Below are 22,657 nucleotides of genomic sequence, written 5' to 3' on the forward strand. Positions count from 1 at the left end.
GGAGTGCAAGTTGCAGTATCGGTTCGAAGAATATGTGCTGAACACCGACCGCCGGGAACTTAGGAACGGCGGCGAGGTGGTTAGCCTTGCACCGCAAGTCTTTGATATCCTCTGTTTTCTGATCCGTCATCGCGAGCGTGTCGTCAGCAAGGACGATCTCATCGCAAGCATCTGGGGCGGGCGGAACGTTTCAGAGTCCGCGCTGACGACGCGGCTGAACGGCGCCCGCAAGGCGATTGGCGACAGTGGCGAGGAACAACGGCTGATCAAGACGCTTCCTCGCAAGGGATTCCGCTTCGTCGGCGAGGTTCAAGAGCAAGAAACGTCGGCGACCTTTGCGGCAAAAGTTGCGCCGGCCCGCACCTTGCACGACCTGCCCTCGATCGTCGTTCTGCCATTTGCAAACCTCGGTGGCGACCCGCTGCAGGATTACTTCAGCGATGGAATTGTCGAGGACATCACGACCGAACTATCTCGGTTCTCCGAGCTGTTCGTCATCGCGCGCAACACGAGTTTCACTTACAAAGGTCACGCCGTTGACGTCCGCGCCGTGAGGCGAGACCTCGGTGTGCGGTATGTGCTGGAAGGCAGTGTACGCAGAGCCGAAAAGCGAGTGCGGATCACCGGCCAGTTGATTGATGCCGAAAGCGGAAAGCATATTTGGGCAGACCGGTTCGAAAGTTCGATCGAGGATATCTTCGAGCTGCAGGATCAGATGGCGCGCAGCGTGGTGGGCGCGATCGCTCCCAGGCTGGAACAAGCTGAAATTGAGCGCGCCAAACAGAAGCCGACGGAAAGCCTGAGCGCCTACGATTGCTTTCTGCGCGGGATGGCCGGTTGGCACGACTGGACCAGATCGGGTCACGATGCCGCGCTAAAGCAATTCTACCGCGCGATTGAGCTCGATTCTGCATTTGCAAGGCCGCATGCGCTCGCCGCAGCCTGCTTTCTCATGCGCAAGTCGAATGGCTGGGTCGTTGATCGCTCTGCGGAGACGGCCGAGACCAACCGGCTTGCGCGACGAGCGGCGGACCTCGGCCGGGCCGATGCCGTCGCGCTCTCCTGGAGCGCACATGCGCTGGCTCATGTCGTCGGCGATATCAAGGCCGGGGTTGCTCTGATTGATCATGCCCTGAAATTGAACCCGAATCTTGCCGTCGCCTGGCAACGCAGCGGCTGGATCCGTGTCTATGCGGGAGACTGCGACGTCGCGATCGAGCACTTGCGCAACGCCATGCGCCTCAGTCCGCTCGACCCGCTCATGCATCTCGCCTGCAGCGCTATGGCCTTCGCTTATTTCCTTCTTGACGATCTTGACCAGTCTTCCACATGGTCAGACCGGGCTTTGCAGATGCGACCTGACTGGCCCGTTGCGCTGCGCATTTCGGCGATGAGCCATGCCTTTGCCGGCCGGGAGCGTCTGGCACGAGACGCGATGACGCGGCTGCGCGCGCTGCAACCCACCCTGCGGCTATCAAATCTGCACGAGCAGATATTCCTCCATCGGCCTGAACACATGCGGAGGTTCGTCGATGGTATGAGGCGTGCCGGGTTGCCCGAATAGACGACAACAGGCTCCTGTCCCGTCCTGGTCAAGGGCCGCTCTGGGAAACACGGCGCGCGGATGGCAGCACAAGCCACCGATCGCCACCTGGACGCGGCAATCTGCGCGTTCATGCCCTACGCGAGATAGCGCGTGATGTAGCCTTCCATCGCGTAGAGCGCGCAGAGCGCGAGGCTCGACCATACCGCCGCGCTGAAATACAGGAACATCCAGGTCAGTTCGCCCTTCCAATGCGCGATGTCGTGGGTCACCACCCAGCGCGTCGCGACGTCGTGCAGGCCTTCGAGGAACCCTAAGAACCTGCCGCCCTCGGCGTGCCCTGCCCGCCAGCGGCTGAGATACATCGGCACGTCGACGGTGATGAGGAAGGCGAGGAAGCAGGCGATGCCGACGATGCCTGCGATCAGCGCCCAGCGCACCACGCCCTGGAATTCCGGCATCAGGCGGCACAGCGCGATGCCGGCGAGGAAGAAGGTCACCGCCCACAGCGAATTCTCGATCGCGTTGTACAGATAGTTGGTGGTGACCACCGCGTACCAGGAGAAGCACTCGGCGATGATGATCACCGGGACGATCACCCAGGCGATGTTCACCACCGTCTCGGCGCCGGTCATGGTGCCGAGCTGATGCAGGATGATCGCCCATTGCGCGGCGAAGCAGACTTCGGCCACGGTTGCGACCGAGCGTCCGACGAAAACGCTGGAGAGCCAGGTGTCGAACAGGCAGATGCGCTGCACGTCGGCGCGCGGCAGCACCGAGCGGAAGGCACAGCCGAACACATAGCCGGCGCACAGCAGGAACATCAGCCCGATGTCCGAGCCGCCACTGATGCTGCCCGCAACTGTCGGGTAGAACTCACGGTACAACATGAACCAGACGAGGATGTTGGCGCTGCTCACAAGCGTGAGGGATCCCCACCACCACGCCAGGGGATTTGACCGCGCCTGCCATTGCAACATGAACTGCTCCGCAATTTTATCGACCTGACATGTCGTCGTAATAATCCTGTCACAGAACGGCATGCAATCACGACAAAAATCTGCGTGCCCGCTCGTTCCAGCGATGCTCGCAACGCGGAAAAGCACGCGGCGGCAGCGCGTCCACATATCGGACAATTTTTCCTCACGCGACGAATTTATTGGACATTCGAAATCTGTCCGCCTGATATTCCGGGATGGATCCGACTGACTCCTCCAAACCGCACCATCCGCTCTCCTCCGCCGCAGCCGTGCTGGCCGAGAGCGCCGATGACGCCGCCTTCGCCACCACGCTGGCCAAGGGGCTCGTCGTGCTGGAGGCGTTCAAGGCCGGGAGCACGCTGCTGGGCAACATGGAGCTGTCGACCCTGACGGGCATCCCGCGCCCGACCGTGGCGCGGCTGACCCATACGCTCGCCGAGCTCGGCTATCTCCGCTACGACCCCGAGCGATCGAAGTACCGCGTCGGTGCACGGGCGCTGCGCATGGCGCATCCCCTGCTCGCCGGAATGCAATTCCGCCAAGTGGCGCGGCCGATGATGCAGGAGCTGGCGCACAGCGTCCGCGGCACGGTCTCGATCGGCCTGCTCGATGCGACGTCGATGATCTATGTCGAGACCGCGCGCTCCGGCGATGTCGGCCCGCACGTGCCCGATATCGGCATGCCCATTCCCGTCGTGATGACCGCCATGGGCCGCGCCGCGGCGGCGACCTTGCCGCCGGCCGATGCAGACCGGCTGGAACGCGCTCTCGCCGGCGAGGATGCCGCCCTGTGGTCGGCGCTCCGCGACAAATACCGCGCCGGGATCGCACAATGCAAAAGCCGCGGCTTCTGCACCTGCTGGGGCGAGTACATGCCCTCGATCCATGCCGTCGCCGCGCCGCTGTTTCATATCAGCGAAGCGAAACAATCGTTCTCGATCAATTGCGGCATCCCCGCCTTCCGGCTCCAGCCTGGGCAGCTCGAGAGCGAAATTGGTCCGCGCATTGCGGCGCTTGCCGACAGCATCCGGGCCATGGTCGGAGCGGCGATGCCCACGGCCGAGACGCGCAAGCAAAACAAGAAGAGCGCCAGGACATGAGCAAACGCGCCGGCGCCCCATCTCCGGGAGGCCATCATGACCATCACACGCCGAGCATTGCTGGGCGCCCTCGCCGCCGGCGTCGCGGGCCCGTCATTTTCCGCACGCGCTGAGGACGCCTGGCCGTCGCGGATGGTGCGGCTGATCTCGCCCTACGGGCCAGGCGGCTCCAACGACATCTCGCTGCGCTTGCTGGCCGAGGAGTTTAGCCGCAGCCTGCGCCAGCAGTTCATCGTCGAGAACAAGCCCGGTGCCGGCACGCGCATCGCCAACGACATGGTCGCGCATGCGCCGGACGACGGCTATACGATCCTCTATGTCGCGGCGCCCTACGCCACCGCCGAGGCGCTGTTCGGCAAGCTGACCTATGAGCGCAAGGATCTGCAGCCGGTCGCGATGGCCGTGATCGCACCGCTGTTCCTGATCATCAGTGCCGAGGCGCCGTTCAAGACGCTTCCCGACTTGATCGCCTACGGCAAGTCGAAGCCGGATGGACTGACCTTCGCCTCCCCCGGCGCCGGCTCGCAGCCGCATCTTGCCGGAGAGCTCCTGTTCCGCGATGCCGGCGTCAAGGGTCTCAACATCCCGTTCCGGGGCGATGCCGCCTCCTACACCGAGCTGCTCGCCGGACGCGTCGACGCCACACTCACCGCGCTGCCGACCGCCCTGCCCTACATCCAGAGCGGCAAGTTCACCGTGCTCGGCGTCGCCTCGGCCGAGCGCAGCGCGCTCTATCCGCAGGCGCCGACGCTGCGCGAGCAGGGTTTTCCCAACGTCGCCGCCGCCGGCTGGTACGGCTTCATGGTGCCGTCCACGACGCCGCGCGCGATCGTCGACAAGTTCCAGGCCGAGGTGCTGCGCGCGCTCGCAGAGCCCGCGATCAAGGACAAGCTGACTGCCCAGGGCCTCGAGGTGCGTGCCGGCACCGCGGCCGAATTCGGCCGGTTCATCGACGCCGAGACGCAGAAATGGACCAGGTTGATCCGCGACGCCGGTCTCAAGGGCGAATAGGAAGCGTGAGGGACCGGACATGAAACGCATCCTTGTCAAACGCATTGCAGCGTCCGCGCTGCTTCTCGCACTGTCGGGCCTGGCGGCGCAAGCGCAGAAGAAATACGACCCCGGCGCGTCCGATACCGCAATCAAGGTCGGCCAGACCGTGCCGCTGAGCGGCCCGGCCTCGGCCTACGCGGTGATCGGCAAGACCCAGGCCGCTTATATGAGGATGATCAACGACCAGGGCGGCGTGAACGGCCGCAAGGTCGAGCTGATCCAGTATGACGATGCCTATTCGCCGCCGAAGACGGTGGAGCAGACCCGCCGCCTGGTCGAAAGCGACGAGGTGCTGCTGACGTTCCAGATCATCGGCACCGCGCCGAACGTCGCCGTGCAGAAATATCTCAACGCCAGGAAGATCCCGCAGCTCTTCGCCGCAACCGGCGCGGCCCGCTTCACCGACCCCAAGAACTTCCCCTGGACCATGGGCTTCAACCCGTCTTACCTCGTCGAGGGCCGAATCTACGCGCAGTACCTGCTGAAAAACCATCCCAACGCCAGAATCGGCGTGCTCTACCAGAACGACGACCTCGGCAAGGATTATCTGGCCGGCCTCAAGGCGGGCCTCGGCGAAAAGGCAAACATGGTCGTGGCCGAGACCTCCTACGAGATCACCGAGCCCACGATCGACTCGCAGATCCTGCGCTTGAAGGATGCAGGCGCCGACGTGCTGTTCAGCGCGACGACGCCGAAGCAGGCGGCGCAGGCGATCAAGAAGGTCGCGGAGATCGGATGGAAGCCGCTGCACATCATCGACATCAACGCCTCCTCGCTCAGCGCCGTGCTCAAGCCGGCAGGGCTCGACAATTCCAAGGGCGTGGTCAGCGTCGGCTACGTCAAGGATGCCGCCGACCCCGAATGGAAGGACGACCCCGGCATGAAGCGCTACCTCGCCTTCATGGCCAGGTACTATCCCGAGGGCGACAAGGACTCGAACCTGAACGTCTACGGCTACATCACCGCGCAGCTCCTGGTCCGGGTGCTGAAGCAATGCGGCGACGATCTGACCCGCGAGAACGTGATGCGACAGGCGGCCAACCTTAGGAAGGTCGAGCTCGACCTGACGCTTCCGGGAATCTCGGTCACGACCACGCCGACGGACTATCGCGTCAACAAGCAGTTCCAGATGGTGCAGTTCGATGGCGTGCGCTGGCAGAAGCTCGGCGATATCGTGACGGACGAAGCCAGGGAGTGAGCCCGCTTCGCCCGCAATCAACGCCCTTCGGCATAACGGCCGCCGCCGCGGATCAGATCGTCGCGTTCCTCGGCGTGGCGCTGGTATTCGGAGATCGCACGGTTGGCCATGCGGATCCGATTCGTGTGTCCCTCCTCGACCATCACGGTGATACGCTGCGCCAGGAATACGCAGGATTCGAATTCGTCGCGGATGGCGCCCGTCCGCACCAGAAAGTCCCAGGCAATCTCGTAGGCCTGCTCCGCCGCGGGATTGCGATAGTCGCTGAAGATAATGTGCGTCATCACTGCCAAAGCCTGATCGCAGCGATCGTTCCTGGGGCTCACGCATGCGGGGCGGCCGAAGGACCCGGCACTAACCTGCGATAGCAAAACGCAAACCTGGCCTTTGGCGGCGGGAACGCCAAGTGCGCTCCCGCCGTTTCTCTGAAGCGCGTGGCGATTCACCGCGTCATCCCCGCCACATAGGCCGCCAGCTTGTCGAGCGTCTGGTAGCCGTATTCGACGGCGCCGAAGCCGATCATGCCATCGCGTTGCTCGGTGCTCGAGGCCAGCTGCCGCATCATCAGCACGGTCTTGCCGTTGCTCTGCTCGGCAAAGGTGACGGTGAAGCGGAACATGCCGGGATCGTCGTCCTGGTCGAGGCCGTGATCCATCTCCATCAGCGACGGCCGCTCGATGCGGCGGAAGCGCATCCGGTTCGGATAGACCGTGCCGTCGGGCCCGATCATGTTGAAGCGCCAGACGCCGCCGACGCGGACGTCGATCTCGAAGGTCTCGACCTTGAATCCCTTCGGGCCGAACCATTGCGGCAGATGCTTCGGGTCGGACCATGCCTCGAACACCAGATCGCGCGGCGCATCGATCACGCGCGACATCACGATCTCGCGGTCGAGCGACCATTGCGACAAAGCGGGATTGGCAGAACTCGTCATTGTCAGGACCCTTTCCGTTTGCTTGTTCGGGACGGCCGCTTGGCGCCCGCCCTTTCCTTCTCTTTCTTGAGCTTCATCACATAGGCCTCGAAGCGGTCGAGCCGCGCCTCCCAGATAGCGCGCTGCTGCTGGAACCAGTCCTCCGCACCGACCAGCGCATCCGCGCTGAGGCGGCAGGTGCGCACGCGTCCCGATTTCTCGGACTGAACGAGCCCGCTCGTCTCCAGCACGTGGATGTGCTTCATGAAGCTCGGCAGCGCCATGTCGAAGGGACCGGCGAGCTCGCCGACCGAGGCCTCGCCCGCGCAGAGCCGCATCACGATCGCCCGCCGCGTCGGATCGGCGAGCGCTGCGAAGATCTGGTCGAGATGGGGTGATTGGTTAGCCATGAAGCTAACTATACACGCCGGATGGCGGACGTCAACAATTGTTAGCCTGATGGCTCAGTTTCATCGATCGGCGGGAACCCACGACGCGCAATTGTGAATTGGGACCTCGCGCCCCTCTCGCTAAACCCTATCCGGGGGTTCATCAGCATGATTGATCAGAGCACGTGCCGCCCGTTGTCATCTCATCCCCGATCACCCGGCGAATCTTCGCCCGGGCCGCATCCATTTCGATGGCGGTGGCGCTTTGCCCGCGCCGCGCCCCGGCCGATTCCGACATGATCGCGCAGATGCGCGACATCGTCGCCGGCGCGCTGGCGCCGACCGCGACGCCGGATCACGCGGGCGGCCTCGCCGCCGCGCTCTATGCCGGCCGCCACGTCGAGTTCTTCAGCTACGGGTTCGCCGATGGTGCCACCAGGCGGAAGGTGACGCCGGATACACTGTTCAATCTCGCCTCGTTGCGAAAGCCGTTCGAGGCCACGCTCGTGGCGCTCGGCGTGCTGCGCGGCGAGCTGCGGCTCGACGATCGTCTGCCGAAATACCTGCCCGAGCTGAGCGGCAACACCATCCGCAACGTCACTGTCGGCCAGTTGGCGACGCACACCTCGGGCCTGCTGCTCCCGACCGACCATCCGCCCTGGCCCGACGAAGAGTATACGCGCGAGCAGTTCATGGCGATGCTGAACGCCTTCACGCCGGCGCCCGGCGTCGCACCCGGCCGGCAACGCGTCTACACCCATGCCGGCTATGTGCTGCTTCAGCTCGTGCTCGAGCGCCGCTACGGCATGCCGATCGCAGCCCTGCTCGAACAGCGTATCCTCTCTCCGCTCGGCATGACCGCGACTTGCGTTCCTGAGCGCGGTGAGGACAATCGCGCCGTCATGGACGAGGCCTGGATGCAGCGCGTGGTCCAGGGCTATTCCGACCAGGGCGTGGCCATCGGCCCGATCGGCAACCAGCAGAGCTATTTCGATGTCCCCGGCACCGGGCAGATGTTCTCCTCTGCGCGCGACCTCGCCACGTTCGTCGCCGCCTGCGTCGACGGCCGCGCGATCGATCCGCATTTGCGCGAAGCGCTGCGGCTGACGCTGCGTGAGGCCTTCCGCGTCGACGAAAAATTCGGCCAAGGCATGGCTTGGGAGACCGTGCGCCTCCCGGGCGTCACCGTTGTCGACAAGCCCGGCGGCCTCAACAACGCCTCAGGCTATATCGGCCTGGTGCCGGCGCGGCGGATCGGCATCGTCCTCTTGGCCAATCGCGGCGAGTATCCGCACGAGATCGCCCGCTACAAGATCCTGCCGGAACTGGCGCGGCTGATGGCCTCGCATTGAGACGGCCGCCTCACACCGAGCGCGTCAGGCCGCCGTCGACGCGGATGTTCTGGCCGGTGATGTAGGCCGCGCCGTCGGAGGCCAGGAACGAGATCGTCGCCGCGATCTCCTCGACCTTGCCGTAGCGCTTCATCGGCACGCTGTCGCGTCGCGCGTCCTGCTGCGGCAGGCTGTCGATCCAGCCCGGCAGCACGTTGTTCATGCGGACATTGTCGGCCGCGTAAGTGTCGGTGAAGATCTTGGTGAAGGCGGCAAGGCCAGCGCGGAACACCGCCGAGGTCGGGAACATCGCGCTGGGCTCGAACGCCCAGGCGGTCGAGATGTTGATGATGGCGCCGCCCTTCTGCGCCTGCATCAGCGGCGTCACCAGCCGGGTCGGACGGATCACGTTCAGGAGATAAGTGTCGAGGCCGGTGTGCCACTGCTCGTCGGTGATCTCGGTGATGGGCGCACGCGGCCCGTGCCCGGCGCTGTTGACGAGCACGTCGATCCGGCCCCACTTCGCCATCGCAGCCTCGACGAGGCGCTTCACGTCGTCGTTCGACTGGTTCGAGCCGGTGACGCCGATCCCGCCGAGCTCGGCCGCCAGCGCCTCGCCCTTGCCCGAGGACGACAGGATCGCGACGCGAAACCCGTCCGCCGCCAGCCGCCGCGCAGCCCCCGCCCCCATGCCGCTGCCGCCCGCGGTAACCAGCGCAACCTTCTCCGCCGCCATGACCGATGATCCCTTCAGTTGAGGCGAGCCGCAGGCTCGGCCTATCATGAGGCCTTCTACAGCCGGACCTGTCGGCAGGTCCATGGCCGAAGGCGTCCATCATGAGCAGCTTGACATGAGTGATCTGCAGATCCGCAATTTGTGCCCCGGCGAAATCGCACTCGCAATCGACTGGGCCGCGGCGGAGGGCTGGAATCCGGGGCTGGCGGATGCCGCCTGCTTCGCGATCCCCGATGCCCGAGGCTTCCTCGTCGGCGAGATCGACGGCGAGCCGGTCGCGACCGTCTCCTGCGTCAATTACGACGACCGCTTCGCCTTCCTGGGCTTCTACATCGTGCGCGCGCGCTTTCGCGGCGCCGGCCATGGCCTGCGCATCTGGAACGCCGCGATCGCGCATGCGGGGGCGCGGGTGATCGGCCTCGACGGCGTGGTGGCACAGCAGGAGAACTACAAGAAATCGGGATTCCAGCTCGCCTACGCCAACATCCGCTATGGCGGCATTGTTGCGGGATCCGTGCAGCCGTCCGCTGACGTCGTCGCGCTCGACAAGGTCCCGTTTGCGCTCGTGGAGGCCGATGACGCCAGTGTCTTCCCCGCCGCGCGCAGCGCCTTCCTGCGCGCCTGGATCAACACACAAGGTCATGCCGGCCGCGCATTGCTGCGCGAGGGCAGGCTCGCCGCATGGGGCGTGATCCGCCCGTGCCGGACCGGCTACAAGATCGGCCCGATCGTCGCCGACGATCGCGCAGCCGCGGAGCAGGTCGTTCAGGCCCTGCTCGGAAGCGCAGGCGGCAGCGAGGTCTTCCTCGACGTCCCCGCCGTCAATCCCGCCGCCATCGCGCTCGCCGAGGAGCTCGGCCTGAAGCCGGTTTTCGAGACGGCGCGGATGTACACCGGGCCGATCCCGCCGCTGCGGCTCGACCGCGTCTTCGGCGTGACCAGCTTCGAACTCGGCTAGTTCAGTAGCAGCGCATGATGTTGACGGTGTGCTCAGCTCCGCCGCGGCCGGGCACCGTCACCTGCTCGGTCGGGCAGCTCGGAACATAGGGCCGATCGGACGGCACGACGTTCGGCGGATAGCGATGCGTCCAGTCCCAGGGCACATCATACGTGTAGGTGTAGCGCACATCGGCGGAGAGCGACTGGTTCATATCGGCAAAGGGCTGGCTGTATCCGGCGCCGTCGTGGACGTAGCCGCCGCCGCCCGGCCAATAGACCCAGGGAGCGCTGCGGCGGTGGAACCGGGCACCCGGCCCAACGTGCGGACGTGCCGCAGCCGGCGGGGCAGCCACTGCTGCGACGCCCGGCGCCGCGGCGACGGCGGGTCCGGCAGGACTGTCACTGGAGCTGAGCAGCAGCGCAGCTGCGCTGAGCGAGGCGAACAACGCCCCGTACGATCTGGCAATCATGATACGCACCACACTCGTTTGGCTTTGCGAAAGCAGCTCCCCGGAAGGAGGCTAGGCCGGGCCGTCGCCCACCCGCAAACGTATAATTAATTATTGGTTAAGGCACGTGATTAACCCGGAACGGGGTGCGGCAGAACGCCCGGAATTCCCTCTCATTTCAGCGGCTTCGTTCCCTCAGCGGCCCTGCTGCCTGCGCAGCCAGTCGAGCATGTCCGGCGGGGTTGCGCTGCCCTGCGTCACGATCGCGGTATTGCCGCCGCTGCGGCGAGTGACCGTCGTGCGCCCGGGCTCTTTCTCGATCTTGACCTCGGCCTCTGCCGGATCACCGCTCTGGGTGATCACCGAGGTGCCGTTCTCGTCCTGCACCACCGTGGTGTGACCGTCGCCGGCCCCGGCCGGCGCCGTCGCAACCACGCTCATGAATCCCAGTCCGGATGCGAGCAGAAGCAGCTTCATGTCACACCTCCATCATCGGCTGAACTGGAAGATCGCCAGCCAGTTGAAACGCCCGAACTGCCTCACCGCTCCCGTGTTCATGTCGCCGATCTGGAGCAGGAGCGCGTTGGTGGAATTGCCGATCTGGGTGATCTCGGCGGTGTTGCTCACCCCGGATTGACCGATCGCCGCATTGGTGGTGCCGCCGACCTGGATCACATTGGCGTAGTTGCGCGTGCCGTTCTGGATGATGGTCGCGTCCACCGTACCGGTCCCGCCGATCTGGATCACCCGCGCGATGTTGACGCGGCTGCTCTCCTCGATCGTGACAGGCCGGACATTGTCACCGAACTGCACGACCGTTTGGATGCTCACGTTCCGGTTGGTCACGCTGCGCTGGACGGTCCCGGCGCATGCCTGCGTCGCCGCACCGACGGCGGCGAGCATCGCCGCCAGGGCCAAGACCCGCCTCAACACCTGTCTGCCGCCGCGCATCGCGCTTCCCCGTTCGTTGTCGACACTGACGAGATCGCTCGCGCGTCACGGACCGGTCTGGACGATGGTCGACGAATTGACGATGCCGAACTGCGCCACCGTGCCCGCATTCATCGTGCCGAGCTGCGAGATCAGGCTGGTCGCCGACTGGCCGGCCTGGCCGACATAGGCGAGATTGTTGGCCCCCGCCTGCCCGATCGATGCGGAATTCGTTCCGCCGAACTGCAGGACGCCCGTGGCGTTGTTGGTGCCGTTCTGGGTGACGGTCGCGCCGGTCGTGCCCCCGATCATGAACACGCCCGCCAGGTTGAGCTGGCTGTTCTGGTTCAGCACGACGGGCGGTCCGCCGACCGACACGATGGTCTTGATGTCGGCTGTTTGTGCTTCCGCCGAAAGGAGGCTCGCCAGGTACAGAGCGAGCGTTGCGGCACATGCGCCGCCGAGATGACGTTTCATGACATGCCTCGCCACTTCGAATCCGCTCACGGCGCCTGCTGGAGGACAGTCGATCCGTTCAGGATCCCGAGCTGTCCGACACCGGCAGAGTTGTTCGCGCCGATCTGGCCGATCAGGCTCGAATTGGAGCCGCCGGACTGGCCGGTGAGTGCGGTGTTGGTTGCGGTCGCGGTGGTGCCGCCCTGCCCGATCAGGGAGGTGTTGACCGTGAGCAGCGAGCCCGTCTGCAAGGTCGTCGCGCTATTGGTGGCCCCGAACTGCATCGTTGTGGCGCTGTTGCTGGTGCCGCCGCTCTGCGAAATGAACGAATTGTTGGTCGTGCCGAATTGCAGCACGCTGGCCGAGTTGCCGGCCCGGGCATCGGCTGTCGTCAGTGCACCGAATGCCGCCAGAGTCGCAATGAAATAAGTGATCCGCATGTCATGTCCTCCGCGAGAATGAGCGAGCGTCGCAATTGACCGCCCTGCCCGGTAGCGGTGCTCCAGAGAGTGGCCCGGACGCACCGATCCGGGTGCGTCCGGCCCAAACCAACCGTGGCTCAGTTCGCCGTCTGCGAGACGGAGCTGCCGTTGATGCCGAACACGCTGAGCTGGCCGACGGCGGCGGAGTTGTTCTGGAGCGCGGCGGGCCCGAACGAGTTCTGGGTGATCGCACTGCCGTTGTTGCCGAGCGCCACCTGGCCGGTGGTCGCCGAGTTCTGCACGCCGATCTGGTTCACGGTGCTGCCGTTGTTGAGCGAGACCGAGCTGGTGCCCTGCATCGTCGTCGCACTGTTGATGATGCCGAGCTGGCTGGTCGACGAGGTGGAGTTGGTGAGGCCCTGCTGCGAAACGCTCGAGCCGTTCACGAGGCCGACCTGCACCGTGGTGGAGGTGTTGTCGGCTTGGGCTGCGGAGGACAGAGCGAGCACGGCAACGGATGCAAAAAACAATTTACGCATGGAGTATCCCTTTCTGGCCAAGTTGTCTGACTGGTTTCGGATGCCTTCCCGGAAAGAGGCCGACATCGTAGGGATGACACTGAACCGATCGTGGCCGGCGCGACAGACTGCAGTTCATGCTAGTCGCTACGGACTAGACGCTGCGTGTCGTCTCGGCCTGGCGTCCCATGCTGTCGATCAGCCGCACCACCTCGATCGGCGTACGCAGCTCCAGCTTGCGCATCATTCTGGCACGATGGACCTTCGCCGTCACTTCGCTCACGCCAAGTCTTGCGGCGATCTGCTTGGCGACGAGCCCTTCGGCCATCAACAGCATGATCTCGCGCTCTCTGGCCGTCAGCGTGTCGACGCGCTGGCGGGCTTCACGGACGCTATCCTCGCGTTGCAGCCGCCTGCGGTCGCGTTCGATGCCGTGCCTGATCGCATCGAGAATTTCCTGCTCGCGAAAGGGCTTTGGCAGGAACTCGACCGCGCCGCGCTTCATCGCCTCGACCGAAACGCGGACGTCGGAGTAGCCGCTGATGAAGACGATCGGAATGGACACGCCCGTCTCGGCCAGCCGGCGCTGAAGCTCGAGCCCGGTCGGCGACGTCCCGGGAAACCGCACATCGAGCACGAGGCACGACGGTCCTCCGGCAAGATTCTCGGCGAGAAACTCGTCGGTCGACGCGAACAACTTCACCTGATGCCCGGTCTCCTCGCAGAGACTTCCGATCGCGGCTCGAATCTGGGCTTCGTCGTCAACGACATAAACTGTGGCTGTGTCTGAACTCATGGGCAAAGGGCTCCCCGGCTCGGGGCTCGATGAAATGGCAACGAGCTATCCATTCTTCCTGCAAGCGAGATCAAGGTGCTTGGATGATTCGCAGATCAAGCGAAGCGCGTCGGTCTGCCGGTTCGATGTCATAGAGCCAACGCGCGCCGGAGGCGAGTGAAGGCGTTCACATATCGGGCTTGGTGATGGCAGGGCTTCGATGTTGTCCCTGACGGCAACGTGGCGCGACGCCATCGAGAATGCGGCAACGCTGCGTCGTCGGATCGCCGGCTGCGTCATGGCCTCGTCACCCATGCGCCGACTCGACGCCGGCTGCCGGCCGCTGAGGCCGGATCAGACGGGACGTTCAGTCAGCCTATCGAGTTCGATACCGCGCGCCCCATATCGATACGCTCGGTATGCATCCCGATCAATCACGAAAAACAGCGCCCCATCCGCTTTACTATTGGATGATGCGGAACGCCCGACCGTCAGCCCGGCGACGACGACATACTGACGTTCGATACTGATTTTTGATGCTTTACAACCATAGCGAGCTTACCACTTTTTCCCGATTCCCCGAAATCATTTAAATCGGCGAGTTTTACATGCGATTTGTGCCAGCATTTGCCTTGCTCGGAACTGCATGCGGCCTCGCTGCGATCTACGCCGGTCAGGGCACGATCGCCGGCGCTGCCGGGAGCGCGGCGGACACGGCGGCTCGCGCCTATGAGCAGACCAGACGGCTGCTCGTGCCCGGCGGCCGCGCAGCGCCGACCTTCGGGTCGGATGCTCCCCTGTTCCGCTATGCCTCGATCCAGCGCGGCAGCGTCGAGCAGACCGTCACCGTCACCGGCGCCCTGCAGCCGGTCAAGACGATCGAGGTGGGATCGCAACTGTCGGGGCAACTCGCCCGTGTCTATGTCGACTTCAACGACCCCGTCACCAGGGATCAGCCGCTCGCCCTGATCGATCCGCGCAGTTTTGCGGCCAAGGTCGACGAGGCCAGGGCGTCGCTGGCCGTCGCCAATGCCCTGGTCGACATCGCCAGGGCCAAGCTCGATCGCGCCAGGATCGACCTGCAGAACGCGAGGGGTAGCCGCGACGTGCTCGCGGCCAAGCTCGACAGCGCGCAAGCGGTGAAGTCCTCGGCCCAGAAGACGCTGCAGCGCAAGCTGGCGCTGCAATCGCAGAACGTGGTGGCGACGACGGCGGTCGACGACGCGCAGACCGAGTTCACCGCGCGCCTCGCCCAGGAACGTGAAGCCGAGATCCTGATGTCCCTCAACTCCTTTTCGGTGGAGGGTGCACAGGCCGACGTCCGCCGCATCGAGGCGGAGCTGCAACAAGCCCGCATGGCGGTGCCGGAGAAAGCCGCCGTTCTCGCCGCAGCCCAGGCCGATCTCGACCGCACCGTGATCCGTTCGCCGATCGACGGCGTCATAGTCGGCAGGTTCGTCAACGAGGGGCAGACGCTCGCGGTCGGACTGGAAGCGCGCACCACCTTCATGGTGGCACACCGCCTGGAGGACATGGAAATTCACGCGCAGGTCGATGAAGCCGATATCGGTCGCATCGCGCCCGGACAGCACGCGCATTTCACCGTCGACGCCTACCCGGACCGCCGCTTCGAGGCCGTGGTGCGACAGGTGCGCAAGGCGCCGCAGACCCAGCAGCACGTCGTCACCTATACCGTGGTGCTGGCGACTGCCAATCTCGACGGCGCACTGCTGCCGGGAATGACCGCCCTCGTGAAGATCGTCATCGAACGGCAGGACGACGTGCTGAAAGTGCCGCTCGCCGCGTTGCGCTTCCAGCCGACCGGCACGCGGCCGGACACCGGACGCAGCAGTGTTTGGGTGCGCACCGCCAGCGGCGCGCTGCAGCGCGTCGCGGTGACCGTCGGCGCCGCCGGCACCGAGCAGGTCGCGCTCCGGAGCGGAGACCTCGTCGAGGGCAGCGAGGTCGCCGTCGGCCAGGCCATCCGCCCGGCGGGCATGGAAATTCTCGGAATCAGGTTCGGGTCATGACCGCCGCTGCCCCCCTCATCAGCCTCCAGTCGGTCAGCAGGACCTATCGCACCGAGGGCGTCGCGGTGGCCGCGGTGCGCAATGTCAGCTTCGACATCGCACAGGGCGAGATCGTCGCGGTGATGGGACCGTCCGGCTCCGGCAAGTCGACGCTGATGAACATGATCGGATTGCTCGACCTGCCGAGCGAGGGCGCAGTCTATCTCCAGGGCGCCAACGTCGCCGATCTCACCGAAGATCGCCGGTCGTCCCTGCGCGCCCGCAGCATCGGCTTCGTGTTCCAATCCTACAATCTGCTCGCGCGCCACGATGCGATCGAGAACGTCGCTTTGCCGCTGGTCTATTGCGGCATCGCGCGCAAGGAACGGCTGGCGCGCGCGGAAGCGAGCCTTCGGGCGGTCGGCATGCTGCACCGGGCCCATCACTTCCCGCGGCAGCTCTCCGGCGGCGAGCAACAGCGCGTCGCAATCGCGCGCGCACTGATCGCCTCTCCCCTGATCGTGCTCGCCGACGAGCCCACCGGCGCGCTCGACAGCCGCACCGGCGCCGAGATCCTGTCCCTGTTCGCCGCGCTCAACCGGACCGGCCAGACCGTCGTCATGATCACCCACGATCCCGGCATCGCCACGCAGTGCCGGCGCACGATCCACCTGCATGACGGCGAGCTCGTCAGCGACGAGAGGGTGGCGGAGCTGCTGCCGAGTCGGAGCACGGTGTCATGACGATGCTCCAGGGCTTCCAGATCGCGTTGCACGCCCTGCGCCTCAATCCGCTGCGCAGCTTCCTCACCATGCTCGGCATCGTGATCGGCGTCGCCTCGATCGTGACGGTGTTCGCGATCGGATCCGGCGCGCAGCTGCGTCTGCAGGAGCAGATCCGCTCGATCGGCGCCAACGTGCTGATGATCACCCCCGGCGCGGTCTATCAGGGCGGCGTGCGTCTCAAGGACGGCAGCAAGCTGACGATGACCGAGAGCGACGTGCAGGCCATTCTCGAGCAGATCCCGGAAATCCAGGCCGCGGCCGGTTCCATCGCCGGGACCGCGCAGGTGATCCACGAGGGCAAGAACTGGAACACGACGATCAACGGCACGACCACCGGCCACTTCATGGTGCGCGACTGGCAGCTGGCGGCCGGGCGCTATTTCTCCGCCACCGAGGAAGCCGGCGCCGGCAAGGTCGTGATCCTCGGAAGCACGGTCGCGCGCGAGCTGTTCGCACCCGGCGACGATCCCATCGGCGCGCAGATCAGGATCATGAAGGTCCCGCTCGAGGTGGTCGGCGTGCTCGACCGCAAGGGACCGGCCCAGGACGACGTCGCCTTCGTGCCGCTCACCACGGCCAAGCTGCGCTTCCTCGGCAGCGCCAGCAACATCAACCGCGACTCCGTCGCCTACATCATCGCCAAGGTGGCCGCGGACGGCCAGATGGCGGGCGCGCGAGCGGAGATCGAGAACCTGCTGCGGCAGCGCCATCGCATCCCCGCCGGCCAGGAAGACGACTTCAAGGTCCAGGACCCGGCCGCCGCCATGGAGGCGCAGCAGGGCGCGATCCGCACCGTCGCGCTGCTGCTCGTCGCGATCGCCTCGGTCTCGCTGCTCGTCGGCGGCATCAGCATCATGAACGTCATGATCGTGTCGGTCACCGAGCGCACGCGGGAGATCGGCATCCGCCGGGCACTCGGCGGGCGGATGCGCGACATCCGTCTGCAGTTTCTGTGCGAAGCGCTCGTCCTCTGCCTGCTCGGCGGCGCCATCGGCGTCGCCGGCGGCATCACGCTCTCGATGACGGTCGCCCGCATGGCCGGGTGGGTCACCTCGATCGACGGCCAGGCGATCGGCCTGTCTCTCGTCTTCTCGATCGCGACCGGCCTCGTCTTCGGTTTCTATCCAGCCCACAAGGCGTCCAAGCTGAGCCCGATCGAGGCGCTCAAGACGGAGTGAGAGCATGCCGGGATGTTCGCAAAGGCCAGGGAGGCATCAGCCATGAGCTCGGATCCGAAAGACTTGATCCTACCGACGCCGCGCGAACGGGAGCTGATGACGCTGATCGCGCGGGGGATGCAGAACAAGAACATCGCCTACGAGCTCAACATCTCGGAGAACACGGTGCGGGCGCACATCGGCAACATCATGCGCAAGTACCGGTTTCAGAACAGAACGCAGATCGCGATCGCCTTCGCCCTGCACACAGCGCCGTCGTCGCTCCGCCGGGATCTCGCCAAGACCGAGCTCTATCCGGCCGCGACGAAGCCGGCGCAGGCGCTTGCACCGAATCCACGGACGCAGACCGCGCCGGATTGAAGGGCTGCGGCCACCACCCCTTGCGTAGCCCGACGGGCAAAACACGCGAGCGCTAGGTCAACGCACGATGCCGAAAATATTCCACTTTACCGAAATTCGGAAATCTCGTATGCATTGCGCAACCCGGCCCAAGGAAGAGGGGCGTATCGCGATCGTCACGAACGCGGGCCGGGGGCGGTGGACGCGGGCCACATCGGCGCGAAAAGCTTCGCAGGGCGGGTAACCGCGAGCGAAGACCTCGTGCCAACGACGGGTGCGGTTCGCGTACGGCAAAATCGTGTGGTCCTGACGCCCGGGGTCTGTGCGTCAAGTCTTGTGGTGATGGGGCGGCCCAACCGGGCACGCGCATCAGCTATCGGCAAGGCGACGGGGGCAATAGTGCATCGCTCCCCGAGGAGAGCGCGACATAAGCCGTAAAGCCACTGCGCAGGGAAGGCCGGATGTTTGGCTTCACCTGTATGCCGCTGTGCAAATTCTTGTTGCCACCTATCGCACAGTGGACCGTGGGTGCCCGGCCGGCACCCGGTCTTCCCTGCGCCCTTTTCCATTGGGGCCGAGGTGATCATGCAAAGCTCGGGCGAGATCAGCCGCGAGGAGGCGAAGGCGTGCCTGCGCGCAGGTTGCGAATTGAAGAACGCCGTTGCCCACCCCACACTCCGTCATTGCGAGGAGCCCTTGCGACGAAGCAATCCAGACTGCCTCCGCGGAAGCAGTCTGGATTGCTTCGCTGCGTTCGCAATGACGGTGTTGAGGCAGCTGTGTGCCGCAAAGTCAGCTCTCGTGCCCCGGACGCGCTGCAACGCCCCTCGCGTTGCGGCGCAGAGCCGGGGCCCATGCATCAGCGAGTCCGCAGCCTGCTGGGTCTCGGCTCTGCGCAGCAGCGTAAGATCGCTGCAGCGCGTCCGGGACACGAGCCTACCACTCCCCCTCCCCCGCCTCTTGCAACGTCCAGGACTCTTGTAACAAAACCGTCACGCAACGAAACTAGACGAAGCTGCGAGCCGCCAATGCGGCCATTCGCCTCGCTGAGGAGAGACTTTGATGCGCCGTTCACTGGTGTTGCTGTCCGCCGGACTGACCGTGCTGTCCACCGGACTTGCGTCCGCCCAGAACAACACGCCCCGCAACCTGATCCTGTTCATTCCGGATGGTCTGCGCGCGCTGAAGGTCACCCCGGAGGCGACGCCGGCGATGGCCGAGGTCCGCGACAAGGGCGTCAACTTCAAGAACCCGCATTCGCTCTTCCCCACTTTCACCATGGCCAACGGCTCGGCGATGTCGACCGGCCATTATCTCGGCGACACCGGCGTGTTCTCCAACACGATCTGGACCAACTACACCTCGGTGCCCGCCGGCGACACCGTGGTGCCCTTCATCGAGAACGACGCCGTGCTCGGCGACATCGACGAGCATTTCAAAGGCGACTACCTCAACGAGGAGACCGTTCTGAAGATGGCCCGCGACAAGGGGCTGAGCACCGCGGCGATCGGCAAGGTCGGCCCGACCTACCAGTTCGACCACACCGACAAGCCTGAAAAGCCCGGCCTGCATTCGGTCGTGTTCGACGATTCCACCGGCGGCAAAAATGGGGTGGCGCTGTCCGACGAGGTGAAGGACGCTCTGACCAAGGCCGGCCTGCCCCTCGCCACGCCGCCGCGCGGCGACAATTCGAAGGCGGGCGACGCCAAGACGCCTGGCACCATTGTCGCCAACGTCGCGCAGCAGGCCTATTTCGCCGACGTCGCCACCAAGGTGGTGCTGCCGATGTTCAAGGCGCGCAACAAGCCCTTCGTGCTGGTGTTCTGGTCGCGCGACCCCGACGGCAGCCAGCACAACACCGGCGACAGCCTCAACCAGATCATGCCCGGCATCAACGGTCCGACCTCGATGGCGGGCATCAAGAACGCCGACAACAACCTCGCCCAGCTTCGCAAGGCGCTCGACGAGCTCGGGCTCGCCGCCTCGACCAACATCATCGTCTCGGCCGACCACGGCTTCTCGACCATCTCCAAGGAGAGCAAGACCAGCCCGTCGGCCAAAGTCAGCTATGACGACACGCCCAAGGACTTCCTGCCAATGGGCTTCCTGGCGCTCGACCTTGCGAAAGCGCTCGATCTGCCCTTGTTCGATCCCAATGACAAGAACGTGAAGATCGAGGGCAACAAGCATCCCAAGGCCGGCAACGGCGTGCTCGGCAAGGATCCCACCAAGCCGGACGTCGTCGTCGCCACCAATGGCGGCTCCGACCTGATCTATCTGCCGAGCAAGGACAAGAAGCTCGCCGCGAAGACCATCAAGGCGCTGCTCGAGCAGGACTACGTCTCCGGCCTGTTCGTCGAGGATTCGCTCGGCCGCTTCCCCGGGACGCTGCCGCTGTCGAGCATCAATCTGCGCGGCAAGTCGGCGACTCCGACCCCGTCGATCGTCGTCAACTTCCGCTCCTATGCCAGCGATTGCGGCGAGGCGCCGACCAATTGCTCGGTCCAGGTCGCCGACACCGTGCTGCGCCAAGGCCAGGGCATGCATGGCAGCTTCAGCCGCGGCGACACCATGAACTTCATGGCCGCGATCGGTCCGGACTTCAAAGCCGGCTATGTCGACGAGATTCCGGTCAGCAATGCCGACGTCGGCATGACGGCCGCCCGGCTGATGGGACTGCGCGCGACGCAGAAAGGTGAGTTGGTCGGCCGCGTGATGTCGGAGGCCATGCTCAACGGCGTGGTGCCGAGGGCCTATGCCGGCACGATGAAATCCAAGCCCGCCGAAGGCGGCCTGATCACCGTCCTGAACTTCCAGCGCGTCGGCAGCCAGCGCTATTTCGACGCTGCCGGTTTCCCCGGCCGCACGCTGGGCCTCGAAGTCGACCATCTTGGAATGGCGAGCGGCAAACAAAAAACGGCGGGGAAATAACCCCGCCGTTCCCTGGCGTCATCGCGTGACGCGCAAAATCTTACATCCCGATGTCGAACACGTTCGGCAATTGGCCCGCCAGAGGCAGCGCAGTGGCGCCGAGGAAGGTCGCCACCATCGCCATCAGACGACGGTTGTTCTGGCGCTTGCCGCGCATCTGGCCGGCAATCCACTCCAGCATCTCGCTGTTGACCTTGGAGGCATAGGACGGCGCCCAGCCCTCGATCTCGGTGTCGGCCGACAGCGCGACGCTGCGCGGCGGCACCTTCAGCCCCGAGGCGCTGGCGGCATAATGGGCGACCGCCTTGGCAAGCAAATCGTCGAACCGGCCACCGTCGGTGCGTTCGGTCGCGGCCTCGTTGATCTCGAACAGAACCTCGGCCTCGGCGCGGCTGACCGGCTGATCGTTGACGGCGGTGGCGGTGAGGATGCGCATGCACCAGGCGGTGTCATCGGCATCGAGCGAGCGGGAGAAATGCACCCGCCCCTTGGTGGTGGGGCCTTCGCCCGTGATCACGCCGTCGCGCACGACGGAAAGGGCATGAGCTGCGGTATCGCGGCAGGACGGCACGAGGGACGACGACTCGGTAGGCTTAGGCGCAGCGGCAGACATAGTTCACTTCCAGACTTCTTCTGATCGACCAGCATTTTCATGCCGGCGTAAAGGGGTGGTTAACGATTCGATACGGCGATCGCGACTTTTCTAGATGGTTGCCAATTGGTCGCCATCAGGACCAATCTGGTTCTAGACGCGCCGGGCGAGCGTGATGAAAGTCATAAAAGGCATTATCGGGGCGAGCGAGACCGTGTGACCCCGGGTGGAGATGTTTCGCCGCAGGCGCCGCCGTAACAAAAAGTTGCTAGGAAATCGGCCCTTCACGGAAGAAATTCACATTTTACTTCAGCCGGTTCAGATGCCGTTCACTTGGTCTTGCCAAGCGCCTATACTGAAGGCGACGGCTAGACGTGAATTCCACTGCAAATTCAACGGGATGAGGTAAATCATGACACTTCCGATCGGCACCACCGCCCCCGACTTCGAAGCCGAGACCACCGAAGGGAAGATCAAGTTCCACGACTGGATCGGCAACAGCTGGGCCCTCTTGTTCTCACATCCGAAGGACTTCACGCCGGTTTGCACGACCGAGCTCGGCGCTCTCGCCAAGCTGAAGCCGGAATTCGACAAGCGCGGCGTCAAACTGATCGGCCTCTCGGTCGATCCGATCGATCGCCACGCGAAATGGGCCGAGGACATCAAGGAGACGCAAGGCGCCGCTCCCAACTATCCGCTGATCGGCGACACCGACTTCAACGTCTCGAAGCTTTACGAGATGCTGCCGGCCTCGACCTCGGGCGATCCCCTCACCCGCACGCCGGCCGACAACCAGACCGTCCGCAACGTCTTCATCATCGGGCCGGACAAGAAGATCAAGCTGGTGCTGGTCTATCCGATGACGACGGGCCGGAACTTCCAGGAGATCCTGCGCGTCATCGACTCGCTTCAGCTCACCGCCAAGCATCGCGTCGCCACCCCGGCCGACTGGACGCAGGGTCAGGATGTGATCATTGCCGGCTCGGTCTCCAACGACGAGGCCAAGACGATCTATCCGCAAGGCTGGAAGGAGCCGAAGCCCTACATCCGCATCGTGCCGCAGCCGAAATGACTTTTGGCGGTCGCGGATA

25 protein-coding genes are annotated in these 22,657 nt (G+C 64.8%); 12 read left to right on the plus strand and 13 right to left on the minus strand.

All coding sequences use genetic code 11. The features are described 5' to 3' along the window. Positions 1-10: 10 nt before the first annotated feature. On the plus strand, positions 11-1,564 hold the full coding sequence (locus BDOA9_RS26070; RefSeq protein WP_025036902.1) for a winged helix-turn-helix domain-containing tetratricopeptide repeat protein: 1,554 nt from the start codon (positions 11-13) through the stop codon (positions 1,562-1,564). Between the two features lie 116 nt (positions 1,565-1,680). Here the strand turns inward: BDOA9_RS26070 and BDOA9_RS26075 are convergent, their stop codons facing one another. Further along, on the minus strand, positions 1,681-2,523 hold the full coding sequence (locus BDOA9_RS26075; protein ID WP_025036903.1) for a hypothetical protein: 843 nt from the start codon (positions 2,521-2,523) through the stop codon (positions 1,681-1,683). A gap of 215 nt (positions 2,524-2,738) precedes the next feature. Between BDOA9_RS26075 and BDOA9_RS26080 the strand changes: the two genes are divergently transcribed. The 3 genes from BDOA9_RS26080 to BDOA9_RS26090 are packed head-to-tail and all read left to right on the plus strand — an operon-like array spanning position 2,739 to position 5,874. Further along, on the plus strand, positions 2,739-3,623 hold the full coding sequence (locus BDOA9_RS26080) for an IclR family transcriptional regulator (RefSeq protein ID WP_025036904.1): 885 nt from the start codon (positions 2,739-2,741) through the stop codon (positions 3,621-3,623). A gap of 36 nt (positions 3,624-3,659) precedes the next feature. Next, the gene (locus BDOA9_RS26085; protein ID WP_025036905.1) at positions 3,660-4,634 is read left to right on the plus strand and encodes a Bug family tripartite tricarboxylate transporter substrate binding protein; all 975 of its coding nucleotides are present in this window, start codon (positions 3,660-3,662) and stop codon (positions 4,632-4,634) included. 19 nt (positions 4,635-4,653) lie between these two features. Continuing rightward, on the plus strand, positions 4,654-5,874 hold the full coding sequence (locus tag BDOA9_RS26090) for an ABC transporter substrate-binding protein (RefSeq protein ID WP_025036906.1): 1,221 nt from the start codon (positions 4,654-4,656) through the stop codon (positions 5,872-5,874). Positions 5,875-5,891: 17 nt separating this feature from the next. On the opposite strand, the gene BDOA9_RS26095 is transcribed toward BDOA9_RS26090, so the two are convergent. The 3 genes from BDOA9_RS26095 to BDOA9_RS26105 form a co-directional block, all read right to left on the minus strand. Then, entirely contained in the window at positions 5,892-6,158 is a 267-nt protein-coding gene (locus BDOA9_RS26095) for a hypothetical protein (RefSeq protein ID WP_025036907.1), read from the minus strand. 158 nt (positions 6,159-6,316) lie between these two features. Beyond that, positions 6,317-6,808: an SRPBCC family protein gene (locus tag BDOA9_RS26100; protein ID WP_025036908.1), complete on the minus strand. Its 492-nt coding sequence runs from the start codon at positions 6,806-6,808 to the stop codon at positions 6,317-6,319. Positions 6,809-6,810: 2 nt separating this feature from the next. Then, on the minus strand, positions 6,811-7,197 hold the full coding sequence (locus BDOA9_RS26105; protein ID WP_025036909.1) for an ArsR/SmtB family transcription factor: 387 nt from the start codon (positions 7,195-7,197) through the stop codon (positions 6,811-6,813). Between the two features lie 230 nt (positions 7,198-7,427). On the opposite strand from BDOA9_RS26105, the gene BDOA9_RS26110 reads away from it, so the two are divergent. After that, positions 7,428-8,528 (plus strand): serine hydrolase, encoded by a 1,101-nt coding sequence (locus tag BDOA9_RS26110; RefSeq protein WP_152033475.1) that lies wholly within the window; start codon positions 7,428-7,430, stop codon positions 8,526-8,528. A 10-nt stretch (positions 8,529-8,538) separates the two neighbouring features. Here the strand turns inward: BDOA9_RS26110 and BDOA9_RS26115 are convergent, their stop codons facing one another. Continuing rightward, a complete protein-coding gene (locus BDOA9_RS26115; RefSeq protein WP_025036911.1) occupies positions 8,539-9,243 on the minus strand; it encodes an SDR family oxidoreductase in 705 nt (234 codons plus the stop codon). Positions 9,244-9,358: 115 nt separating this feature from the next. Here BDOA9_RS26115 and BDOA9_RS26120 point away from each other — a divergent pair, with 115 nt between their 5' ends. Then, a complete protein-coding gene (locus tag BDOA9_RS26120) occupies positions 9,359-10,201 on the plus strand; it encodes a GNAT family N-acetyltransferase (protein WP_025036912.1) in 843 nt (280 codons plus the stop codon). Between the two features lies 1 nt (position 10,202). Here the strand turns inward: BDOA9_RS26120 and BDOA9_RS26125 are convergent, their stop codons facing one another. The 7 genes from BDOA9_RS26125 to BDOA9_RS26155 all read right to left on the minus strand — a co-directional run bounded on the left by BDOA9_RS26125 (position 10,203) and on the right by BDOA9_RS26155 (position 13,753). Beyond that, positions 10,203-10,652 carry a hypothetical protein gene (locus BDOA9_RS26125; RefSeq protein ID WP_025036913.1) on the minus strand — a complete coding sequence of 150 codons (450 nt, stop codon included), beginning with the start codon at positions 10,650-10,652 and terminating at the stop codon, positions 10,203-10,205. A 174-nt stretch (positions 10,653-10,826) separates the two neighbouring features. After that, on the minus strand, positions 10,827-11,108 hold the full coding sequence (locus tag BDOA9_RS26130; protein WP_025036914.1) for a hypothetical protein: 282 nt from the start codon (positions 11,106-11,108) through the stop codon (positions 10,827-10,829). 12 nt (positions 11,109-11,120) lie between these two features. Further along, a complete protein-coding gene (locus tag BDOA9_RS26135) occupies positions 11,121-11,564 on the minus strand; it encodes a curlin (protein WP_275507674.1) in 444 nt (147 codons plus the stop codon). Positions 11,565-11,627: 63 nt separating this feature from the next. Beyond that, positions 11,628-12,038: a curlin gene (locus BDOA9_RS26140; RefSeq protein WP_025036916.1), complete on the minus strand. Its 411-nt coding sequence runs from the start codon at positions 12,036-12,038 to the stop codon at positions 11,628-11,630. A 26-nt stretch (positions 12,039-12,064) separates the two neighbouring features. Next, a complete protein-coding gene (locus BDOA9_RS26145) occupies positions 12,065-12,457 on the minus strand; it encodes a curlin (protein WP_025036917.1) in 393 nt (130 codons plus the stop codon). A 119-nt stretch (positions 12,458-12,576) separates the two neighbouring features. Continuing rightward, on the minus strand, positions 12,577-12,978 hold the full coding sequence (locus BDOA9_RS26150; protein ID WP_025036918.1) for a hypothetical protein: 402 nt from the start codon (positions 12,976-12,978) through the stop codon (positions 12,577-12,579). A 133-nt stretch (positions 12,979-13,111) separates the two neighbouring features. Beyond that, positions 13,112-13,753: a response regulator transcription factor gene (locus tag BDOA9_RS26155; RefSeq protein ID WP_025036919.1), complete on the minus strand. Its 642-nt coding sequence runs from the start codon at positions 13,751-13,753 to the stop codon at positions 13,112-13,114. A 587-nt stretch (positions 13,754-14,340) separates the two neighbouring features. Between BDOA9_RS26155 and BDOA9_RS26160 the strand changes: the two genes are divergently transcribed. From BDOA9_RS26160 to BDOA9_RS26180, 5 genes are all read left to right on the plus strand, one after another. Beyond that, positions 14,341-15,762 (plus strand): efflux RND transporter periplasmic adaptor subunit, encoded by a 1,422-nt coding sequence (locus tag BDOA9_RS26160; RefSeq protein ID WP_025036920.1) that lies wholly within the window; start codon positions 14,341-14,343, stop codon positions 15,760-15,762. Further along, positions 15,759-16,484, plus strand: a complete 726-nt coding sequence (locus BDOA9_RS26165) for an ABC transporter ATP-binding protein (RefSeq protein WP_025036921.1) — start codon at positions 15,759-15,761, stop codon at positions 16,482-16,484. The genes BDOA9_RS26160 and BDOA9_RS26165 overlap by 4 nt, the downstream gene beginning before the upstream one ends. Then, a complete protein-coding gene (locus BDOA9_RS26170) occupies positions 16,481-17,704 on the plus strand; it encodes an ABC transporter permease (RefSeq protein ID WP_025036922.1) in 1,224 nt (407 codons plus the stop codon). Before BDOA9_RS26165 ends, BDOA9_RS26170 begins: the two co-directional genes overlap by 4 nt. 42 nt (positions 17,705-17,746) lie before the next feature. Then, positions 17,747-18,064 carry a response regulator transcription factor gene (locus tag BDOA9_RS26175; protein ID WP_025036923.1) on the plus strand — a complete coding sequence of 106 codons (318 nt, stop codon included), beginning with the start codon at positions 17,747-17,749 and terminating at the stop codon, positions 18,062-18,064. A 1,041-nt stretch (positions 18,065-19,105) separates the two neighbouring features. Next, the gene (locus BDOA9_RS26180; protein ID WP_025036924.1) at positions 19,106-20,974 is read left to right on the plus strand and encodes an alkaline phosphatase family protein; all 1,869 of its coding nucleotides are present in this window, start codon (positions 19,106-19,108) and stop codon (positions 20,972-20,974) included. A gap of 40 nt (positions 20,975-21,014) precedes the next feature. Here BDOA9_RS26180 and BDOA9_RS26185 read toward each other — a convergent pair whose 3' ends face one another. Beyond that, positions 21,015-21,587, minus strand: coding sequence for a hypothetical protein (locus BDOA9_RS26185; protein WP_025036925.1), 573 nt, complete (start codon positions 21,585-21,587; stop codon positions 21,015-21,017). 391 nt (positions 21,588-21,978) lie between these two features. On the opposite strand from BDOA9_RS26185, the gene BDOA9_RS26190 reads away from it, so the two are divergent. After that, positions 21,979-22,638, plus strand: coding sequence for a peroxiredoxin (locus BDOA9_RS26190; protein ID WP_025036926.1), 660 nt, complete (start codon positions 21,979-21,981; stop codon positions 22,636-22,638). Positions 22,639-22,657 lie beyond the last annotated feature (19 nt).

Source organism: Bradyrhizobium sp. DOA9 (genome assembly GCF_000617845.2).
In the GTDB taxonomy this organism is placed as follows: Bacteria; Pseudomonadota; Alphaproteobacteria; order Rhizobiales; family Xanthobacteraceae; genus Bradyrhizobium.

Excerpts from the sequence above, each read along its gene's own strand:
- BDOA9_RS26095 (WP_025036907.1), bottom strand. The coding sequence starts at position 6,158 with ATGACGCACATTATCTTCAGCGACTATCGCAATCCCGCGGCGGAGCAG.
- BDOA9_RS26110 (WP_152033475.1), top strand. The coding sequence starts at position 7,428 with ATGGCGGTGGCGCTTTGCCCGCGCCGCGCCCCGGCCGATTCCGACATG.
- BDOA9_RS26120 (WP_025036912.1), top strand. The coding sequence starts at position 9,359 with ATGAGTGATCTGCAGATCCGCAATTTGTGCCCCGGCGAAATCGCACTC.
- BDOA9_RS26145 (WP_025036917.1), bottom strand. The coding sequence starts at position 12,457 with ATGCGGATCACTTATTTCATTGCGACTCTGGCGGCATTCGGTGCACTG.
- BDOA9_RS26185 (WP_025036925.1), bottom strand. The coding sequence starts at position 21,587 with ATGTCTGCCGCTGCGCCTAAGCCTACCGAGTCGTCGTCCCTCGTGCCG.
- BDOA9_RS26175 (WP_025036923.1), top strand. The coding sequence starts at position 17,747 with ATGAGCTCGGATCCGAAAGACTTGATCCTACCGACGCCGCGCGAACGG.
- BDOA9_RS26180 (WP_025036924.1), top strand. The coding sequence starts at position 19,106 with ATGCGCCGTTCACTGGTGTTGCTGTCCGCCGGACTGACCGTGCTGTCC.
- BDOA9_RS26140 (WP_025036916.1), bottom strand. The coding sequence starts at position 12,038 with ATGAAACGTCATCTCGGCGGCGCATGTGCCGCAACGCTCGCTCTGTAC.
- BDOA9_RS26075 (WP_025036903.1), bottom strand. The coding sequence starts at position 2,523 with ATGTTGCAATGGCAGGCGCGGTCAAATCCCCTGGCGTGGTGGTGGGGA.
- BDOA9_RS26090 (WP_025036906.1), top strand. The coding sequence starts at position 4,654 with ATGAAACGCATCCTTGTCAAACGCATTGCAGCGTCCGCGCTGCTTCTC.
- BDOA9_RS26170 (WP_025036922.1), top strand. The coding sequence starts at position 16,481 with ATGACGATGCTCCAGGGCTTCCAGATCGCGTTGCACGCCCTGCGCCTC.
- BDOA9_RS26125 (WP_025036913.1), bottom strand. The coding sequence starts at position 10,652 with ATGATTGCCAGATCGTACGGGGCGTTGTTCGCCTCGCTCAGCGCAGCT.
- BDOA9_RS26115 (WP_025036911.1), bottom strand. The coding sequence starts at position 9,243 with ATGGCGGCGGAGAAGGTTGCGCTGGTTACCGCGGGCGGCAGCGGCATG.
- BDOA9_RS26130 (WP_025036914.1), bottom strand. The coding sequence starts at position 11,108 with ATGAAGCTGCTTCTGCTCGCATCCGGACTGGGATTCATGAGCGTGGTT.
- BDOA9_RS26105 (WP_025036909.1), bottom strand. The coding sequence starts at position 7,197 with ATGGCTAACCAATCACCCCATCTCGACCAGATCTTCGCAGCGCTCGCC.
- BDOA9_RS26085 (WP_025036905.1), top strand. The coding sequence starts at position 3,660 with ATGACCATCACACGCCGAGCATTGCTGGGCGCCCTCGCCGCCGGCGTC.
- BDOA9_RS26150 (WP_025036918.1), bottom strand. The coding sequence starts at position 12,978 with ATGCGTAAATTGTTTTTTGCATCCGTTGCCGTGCTCGCTCTGTCCTCC.
- BDOA9_RS26155 (WP_025036919.1), bottom strand. The coding sequence starts at position 13,753 with ATGAGTTCAGACACAGCCACAGTTTATGTCGTTGACGACGAAGCCCAG.
- BDOA9_RS26160 (WP_025036920.1), top strand. The coding sequence starts at position 14,341 with ATGCGATTTGTGCCAGCATTTGCCTTGCTCGGAACTGCATGCGGCCTC.
- BDOA9_RS26190 (WP_025036926.1), top strand. The coding sequence starts at position 21,979 with ATGACACTTCCGATCGGCACCACCGCCCCCGACTTCGAAGCCGAGACC.
- BDOA9_RS26080 (WP_025036904.1), top strand. The coding sequence starts at position 2,739 with ATGGATCCGACTGACTCCTCCAAACCGCACCATCCGCTCTCCTCCGCC.
- BDOA9_RS26165 (WP_025036921.1), top strand. The coding sequence starts at position 15,759 with ATGACCGCCGCTGCCCCCCTCATCAGCCTCCAGTCGGTCAGCAGGACC.
- BDOA9_RS26100 (WP_025036908.1), bottom strand. The coding sequence starts at position 6,808 with ATGACGAGTTCTGCCAATCCCGCTTTGTCGCAATGGTCGCTCGACCGC.